The sequence below is a fragment of the Paenibacillus dendritiformis genome (genome assembly GCF_015845845.1).
GTDB lineage: Bacteria > Bacillota > Bacilli > Paenibacillales > Paenibacillaceae > Paenibacillus_B > Paenibacillus_B dendritiformis_C.
This window is the reverse complement of record NZ_LDIG01000216.1, coordinates 1-7,331: the sequence shown is the minus strand read 5'-3', so window position 1 is coordinate 7,331 and position 7,331 is coordinate 1. Positions and strand designations below refer to the sequence as shown.

At 58.5% G+C, this 7,331-nt stretch carries 6 protein-coding genes; all 6 read right to left on the bottom strand.

What is annotated here, in order from left to right:
• Positions 1-256 (bottom strand): IS200/IS605 family transposase (gene tnpA / locus ABD76_RS21810; protein ID WP_197258038.1); only part of this gene is annotated, 256 nt, incomplete at its 3' end.
• A gap of 216 nt (positions 257-472) precedes the next feature.
• Positions 473-1,789: a cell wall-binding repeat-containing protein gene (locus ABD76_RS21805; protein ID WP_197259193.1), complete on the bottom strand. Its 1,317-nt coding sequence runs from the start codon at positions 1,787-1,789 to the stop codon at positions 473-475.
• A gap of 232 nt (positions 1,790-2,021) precedes the next feature.
• The gene (locus ABD76_RS21800) at positions 2,022-4,298 is read right to left on the bottom strand and encodes a heavy metal translocating P-type ATPase (protein ID WP_197259192.1); all 2,277 of its coding nucleotides are present in this window, start codon (positions 4,296-4,298) and stop codon (positions 2,022-2,024) included.
• Complete coding sequence (locus ABD76_RS21795) at positions 4,264-4,710, bottom strand: ArsR/SmtB family transcription factor (protein WP_338125170.1); 447 nt, start codon at positions 4,708-4,710, stop codon at positions 4,264-4,266. The genes ABD76_RS21800 and ABD76_RS21795 overlap by 35 nt, the downstream gene beginning before the upstream one ends.
• A 392-nt stretch (positions 4,711-5,102) precedes the next feature.
• Positions 5,103-5,831: a DNA-3-methyladenine glycosylase gene (locus ABD76_RS21790; protein ID WP_197259191.1), complete on the bottom strand. Its 729-nt coding sequence runs from the start codon at positions 5,829-5,831 to the stop codon at positions 5,103-5,105.
• A gap of 362 nt (positions 5,832-6,193) precedes the next feature.
• A complete protein-coding gene (locus ABD76_RS21785; protein ID WP_197259190.1) occupies positions 6,194-6,871 on the bottom strand; it encodes an SOS response-associated peptidase in 678 nt (225 codons plus the stop codon).
• Between the last annotated feature and the right edge of the window lie 460 nt (positions 6,872-7,331).

The window sequence follows — 7,331 nt, the reverse complement described above, 5'->3', positions numbered from 1 at the left end:
TTTTTCCCTTCAGATCTCCCATAAATGATGATACTGAGATTTTTGGTGGAATCGCTACTAACATATGTACATGATCTGGCATCATGTGACCTTCTAATATATCCACTCCCTTGTATTTACATAAACGTTTGAAGATTTCGATCAAATCTTTCCTCACTTGATTATAGATCTCTTTCCGTCTATACTTCGGGGTGAATACAATGTGGTATTTACACATCCACTTTGTGTGAGCTAGACTATAGTTCTTGTTTGCCATCTAAGACCATTCCTTTCATTGAGCCTGAACATCTCAATTTTATCGGGATGGTCTTGTTGGTCAAACCCTCGATCCCTCCACCCGCATAGCGGGTGGTTTTTTGTTTCGTGCGTTTCATGCACTCAACTGGCTAAAGCCCAAACAAGAGCGCGGGCGGATCGCCCGCGTCGCGCTCTTCTCTTGGCATTCAGCTTGCAGCCTGCAACGAACCTGGGCTTAATGGCCGTGACTGCCATGCCCCGCTCCGGACTGCGCCTCGATTTCCAGGAGAGCGTCCAGGGCGCTCTGCACGCTCGGCCTCACCGTCTCCGCCGCTCCGGTGAGCCAGGCCGCATTGAACGGCCCTTCCACCGGCGTCTGTTTATAGCGGGGACGAACGGACTCCAGATACGCCTCTACCTGCGGCGGGACCTTGCTTCCGCTCGTCCACAGCAGCGGAGCATGCTTGCCGAGATGGGCGAACGGCGCCTGAATGACGGCCAGCTCCTCATCTCCTTCACGCACGAAGGAGAAGTTGTGCCCCGGCGCCGTCATTCCCCACCCGAAGCCCGTCTTCGGATCATGGTACTTGGCGAACGCGATCGCCAGGTCGATCGGATTGTCGGCTTCGATCCGCTCCACTCTGCCGAATACCTTCAATTGCTCCACGACTTCCTCCGGAATGACCTCCTTCGAGCCAAGCACATACATTACGGCCAGCTGCCGCCGCTTGGCGAGGGCGTCGGCGGTCGCCTGTGGAATGCCTTGCTTGGACACATAGAGCACCGGCTCCGGCATATGAGCAATCCAGTTGACAGCCGGGATCGCGTAGGCCGCTTCTTCGCTGGAAGCGATAATGACCGAAGACGGCTGCTCCTTGCTTACCCGCGTATAATAGGCATCGATAGCTGATGCCACGCGGGCCGGATTATCGCCCGGAATCGCATCGACCTTCAGGTCCAGCTTTCGAAGCTCCTTCAGGACGTCCTCACTCACCTTGCCGACGACAATAGCCTGGGTGCCGTTATTGTCGGGAGAGCCGACAGGCCTCAGCCGCTTCAGCTCGGCCAACGTGTCGTCAGGAATGCCGTCGGCATCGAGATAGAGCAAGGGCCCGTTATTCGGGAAGTGGATTAAATCGGCCGCCGCCATCGCAACGGCCCAGTCCTCCTTCGGCGCCAGCACGACGGCGTTCGGCCGCTGATTATCCGTGCCGGCCGGCCATACCGTGCGCGATACGTAGACCGCGGCCTTCACCGGATCGTTTGTATTGATGCGAACCATATTTTTCATGGCGATCCAAGGCGCATCTTGCGCCTGCTCCTCTGCCAGCGGCTCGCCGGCATGAAACGCGGCTTCCCCGGAGACCGGCTCGCTCTTCTCGCAGCCGGCAGCAAGCAGCAGGACGCCGGCAAGCAGGACGGCAGTCCAAGGCAGACGGGCAGTCCGCGTGAGGGGCTTCCCCTGTCCCCGCTTCAATTGAAGCGCTCGCCTCCATGCCTCCCCCCGCGTTCTGCAGCAGCATGAGCGATCGCATTGTTCGATTGTCGTCATTGCATAGCCACTCCTTCCTTCATACATTCTGTAAAGTTATTTCCATAGTTGTCGCCATTTACACGATCCCGCGTCCGCCTGCTTGTTCGATCATCAATCAATCTGTCCTTCCTTACCCTTGTGCTCCCCTATTGCAACCACATTGCGCCCTAATGGCAAAAAAAGGCCTCCCCTCGCGTCTCCTCCGGAGACATCAAGGGAAGGTCCCAATATCGTTAAGGCAAGCTTAGTTTTATTTGGCGCCGGCCACGTCTTTATCTTTGCCGAGCAAAATGGTCAAGCCCAACAGCGTGACAAGGATGGTCGCTCCCATATCCGACAGAATCGCGATCCAGAGCGTGAGCAGCCCTGGAATGGTAAGCAGCAGCGCTCCAATTTTCAAGCCGAGCGCGATGCCGATATTCCAGCGAATAATCCGGTTAACGTGCTTCGAAATCCGGATCGCGTTCGGCAGCTTAGCGAGATGATCCTGCATCAGCACGATATCGGCCGTCTCGACGGCGCTGTCCGTCCCTTTTCCCATAGCGATGCCGAGCTGAGCCGATGCGAGCGCCGGCGCGTCGTTGATGCCGTCGCCGACCATGGCGACCTTGTACTTCGCGGCCAGCTCCTTAATCTTGCCGACCTTCTGCTGCGGCAGCAGCTGCGCGAACCAGTCGGTCACGCCTACCGCATCCGCGACCTGCTTCGCCGATTGGGCGTGGTCGCCCGTCAGCATCACCGTATGCTCCACGCCGGCTTCATGGAGCGCGGCCACGGTAGCGCGGCTCTCCGGACGAATCTCGTCCGCGAGCCCGAACAGGCCCAGCGGCTCTCCGTCCTGCTCGGAGACGACGGCGACCAGGGTCAAGCCCTTCGCCTTCATGCGTTCCGCTTCGTCCCGGGCCTGCCGGATGCGCTCGGCGGCCGCTCCGCTCGCCTGGACGATGTCCAGCACGCGCTCGCTTCCTACCCAATATACAGAACCGCCGACAACCGCCCGGATTCCTTCCCCAGGCACGGTCTCGCTCTCCGACGGCTCTTCGAACGCCGTCTCTTGCTTCGCTTCCAGATGACGTATAATCGCCTTAGCCAGCGGGTGAAGCGAAGCCTGTTCGACCGCGCCGGCAATCCGGTAGAAGCGGCCGGCATCATAGACGGCTTCTTCGTGAACCGCCGGTTCGCCTTTGGTCAGCGTACCGGTCTTGTCGAAAGCCAACGTCTCGATTTTGCCGAGCTGCTCCAGATGAACGCCGCCTTTGACGAGAATCCCGTTGCGTGCGTTCCGGGTGATGCCGCTGACAATGGCGATCGGCGACGACAGCACCAGAGCGCACGGACAGCCGACAATCAGCACCGCCAAGCCTTGATACAGCCATTTATACCAATCCCCGTCGAAGAACAGGGGCGGGATAAGGATGACAAGCGCCGCAACGGCCATAATAATCGGGGTATATACCTTGGCGAAGCGATCGATGAACAGCTCCGTCGGCGTCTTCGTGTCCTGCGCCTCCTGTACGAGGTGCAAAATCTTGGCGAGCGACGAATCCTCGTACGCCTTGTCGATCCGCACCTTCAGTACCCCGTCCGTATTCACGCTGCCGCCGAAGACGGCGTCCTGGACTTCCTTGGCTACCGGAAGCGACTCCCCCGTAATCGCCGCTTCATCGACAGCGCTGCGCCCTTCCATAACCGTCCCGTCGGACGGAATCTTCTCGCCCGGGCGGACGAGTACGATATCGCCAACGATCAACTGCTCGATCGGAATCGATACCGTCTGCTCATTCCGGATGACGGTCGCTTCCTTCGGAGCGACGGCAAGCAGCGATTCCATCGAACGGCGGGCCCGTTCCATGCCGTAGCCTTCCAGCATCTCATTCAGCCCGAACAGAATCGCGACCAGCGTCGCTTCCTTCCATTCCCCAATGAGTACCGCTCCGGTCAGCGCAACCGTCATCAGCGTATCCATCGTAAAGCGCAACCGCAGCAGATTGCGGGCGCCCTTCAAAAACGTAACATAGCCGCTAAGCGCCATCGCAGCCAGATAGATGACAATGAGGACGGGGCCCGGCAGCCGGCCGTCCAGTACAAAGGTCGATAAGTACAAGGCGCCGGAAATGCCGAGAAACCATTTCATCCGATTCATATTGCCATGGCTGTGATCATGGCCATGGCCGTGTCCTTCCGCATCGTGATGCCCGTGGTCATGGCTGTGCGCTCCCTCGGAGCAGCAGCCGTCTCCGTGCGAATGACCATGGGCATGGCCGCCTGCGGCCGCCGCTCCGGCCGCTTGCGACGCTTCCACCAATCGCGCCCCGTCCGAGCGGAGGATGCGCCGCACCTTGTCCATATCGATCTGGCGGTGCATTTTCAAGGTTGAACTGTTATAACTGAGCACGGTAGCCTCCCCGAACTCCAGCTTACGGATCTCCTCCTGCAGCCCGGCCGCGCAATTGGCGCAGGACAGGCCTTGCACTTTATAGACAACGCGTTCGTCAGCTTCTGTTCTCTCCCGCTCCTGTGTCTTCATGGCAATGTTCCTCCCTCATATGCTCCAATGTCATGCGAATCAAGGTCCGAATATGGTGGTCGGCCAGGGAATAGAAGACATTCTTCCCTTCCTTCCGCGAGGTCGCGATCCCCAGCGACTTCATCAAGCGCAAATGATGCGACGCGGTCGCAATCGACTGCTTCGTCAGGATGGACATGTCGCATACGCACAGCTCGCCTCCCTCGTCCAGCAGCCACGCCATCTTCATCCGCGTCGGATCGGACAGCGCCTTGAACATCTGCGCCATCCCTTGAACCTCTTCCTCCTGCACGCGTCCTTGCAGCTTCCGAATCTTCTCCGCGTCATAGCACACGATATCGCATACGTCGTCTTTGCTTGTTCCAGAGCCATTCATATCGGCCTGCTGCCGTTTCTCTTCCAACAAGGTCACCACTCCATTCCATTTCGTTATGTGGGGCTCAAATATAGTACAAAAATCGTAAAAGATAAGTAAAATGGAGCACTCTTCAAACAATCAAACGAATGATTGAATATGTCCTTATCTGTACTATATCCGATCTCCCTCTAATATTCAAGCGATTGTTTGACTATAAATTGATTTTTATGCGGGATGCTTTACATCCGCACCAAGCAGGGCTTGTCTTCATTATCTCCCAGTTTCCCATTTATCTTGTTATACAGCACAAAACCGCCAGGAACGAGGGACTCTCACCTGACGGTTCTATATCATATGTTGCTGCCGCCCCCAGCGCCTTCGTCCGGCGGGAACCAACCGCCGATTCTGGTCGCCTGCCCGGCGAGCGGCTTATTCCCGCAGGCTCCCTACCGCTCCGCCTGCATCGCCTTCAAGATCGGCACGGCCTCCTTGTCAACGACGGAGACATAGGGATCGCCCTGTATGTAATAACGCCACAGCTTGTCTGCGAACTCTTCCGCATACGGAATATTGATGCGCGGGGCGGCGACGATGCGATCCGCGCCCGGATACACTCCCGCTTCGAGCCACAGCTCCTCGCTGACCGTCAAATCCAAGGCATTGCACCGCTTGTCGATATCCAGCGCCATACAGAGCTTGCCAGGGCCGTTGCACAGGTCCGCCGGCTTGCGGGAGCGGATTGCGCGGAACGATCGCATCCTCGCTTCGTCTACGGGCGTGCAAGGGGCCACGGCCCGAATGAGGACCGCCTCCGGCTTGCCCTTCTGCTCCGCGACCACATTCAGACAGTGGTACATGCCATAAATAAAATAGACATACGAAGTTCCGCCGTCCGCGAACATCGGCTCCGTCCGGGCGGTGCGCAGCCCGCCGTAAGCATGGCAGCCCTTGTCCTCTGGGCCGACGTAGGCCTCCGTCTCCACGATCCGGCTGCGAATGACGCCCGCCGCCGTGCGCCGGACGAGCACCATGCCGAGCAAGGCCTGCGCCAGCGACACGGCGTCCATCCGGTATAGGGGCCGAGGCAGCCGTTCCCCCGGCTCCAGCGGGCGAAATATCGTATACCCGCTCTTCCCCGACTCACCCGGACTTCTAATATCCTCTTCTCGCTCCATCCTTCCGCTCCTCTCGTGCTCTTTTCCTGACGCTATGATAGCATATTCCTTGCCATCGGATAGAGGCGTCATCGGGAAGCGCGCCTGAGCAAGCGCCGGACGGCGCAGCGGCGTGAGGGCGGCCGAGCCGCTCCCGTTAAGCGGTTCCGGCTCCGAAGGTCGCGGAACTCCTCACGCTGAGCGGTTCCGCCTCTGAAGGGCCGCGGAGCTCCTCACGCCGAGCGGTTCAGCCTCTGAAGGGCCGCGGAGCTCCTCACGCCGAGCGGTTCAGCCTCTGAAGGGCCGCGGAGCTCCTCACGCTGAGCGGTTCAGCCTCTGAAGGGCCGCGGAGCTCCTCACGCTGAGCGGGGCCGGGTCCGAAGCTACGGCTTGACGTAGGCGTATGTCAAATCGGTCGCTTCCTTAATGCAGTCCGATGTATCATACTCATCATTATTGACGAGGACGGTGACCGGATAGGCTCTCATGCGCGCGGGATCATGCGGCGCCAGGAGCCGGGCGAGCGCCTCGACCTCGGTTATGGCCGGATCGAGCCACGCGTCGATCGCCTCCCGCTCCAGAATCGCCGGCATTCGCCCGTCGAACTCCGCCACCAGATCGTTCGCCCGGGTCATGACGAGCGTGCAGGTGGAATGGGGCCGTCCCTTGGCATCCTTCCACTGCTCGTACAGCCCGGCGACGCCGAATACGTCCTTCCCGCCGAGCACCAGCCGGACAGGGAAGCTTTTCTTCCCTTCCCGACGGCAATAATAGAAGCCGCTGCACGGGATAATGCAGCGTTGGCGCTCGACAACCTTCCAATAAGCCGGATTGCCCTGCACGGAATAAATGTCCGCATTCAGGGAGTCTTTGCCCCAGAACGGAACCATTCCCCAGCGGTACTCGTCCAGTACCCGTATGCCATCGCGCTGCAGCACGACGGGAATGGTCTGGGTGGGGCTAATATTGTAACGGTGACGATAATGAATCATAACCTTGTCGACCTCAAAATGCTGAATGATATCCGGCAAATCGGCCGTGAGCGAGAACCTTCTGCACATCCTGCATCCTCCTTTTGCTTGCCCCTCTCGTAGTTGTCACCCTCATACTTGCCCCCTTGAGGCCGTTCCCAGGTTGGCTTCCCTTTTGGCGCCTGCATCGGTGCCCTGATGACTCCGGCAGCTTGCGGAACAGACAGCTAAGGCACTGGCAGCTACGGCATTGGCTGGGCTGGATCGGCAGCTACGACTCCGGGAGCGTGAACAAGAACTCTGCCCTGAATCCGTGAAAGGGTTACGAATAAGAGAACCATCACTATCAGTTGTAACGATAGGCGCAGAAAGCAGAGGCGATGACTCGATTCACTTGAAAAAGACATCACGAAACAAAGCTTCCCTTGTGCAAAGCTTGAACGGAAACATAGGTTCGCAATCTATTATCCCGACAAGGTCCCGTAAATGCGCTGGAATGTCTGAAACCATGGACTATGTCTTCCGAAGCGGAGCTTCGTTTGTCTGGCAT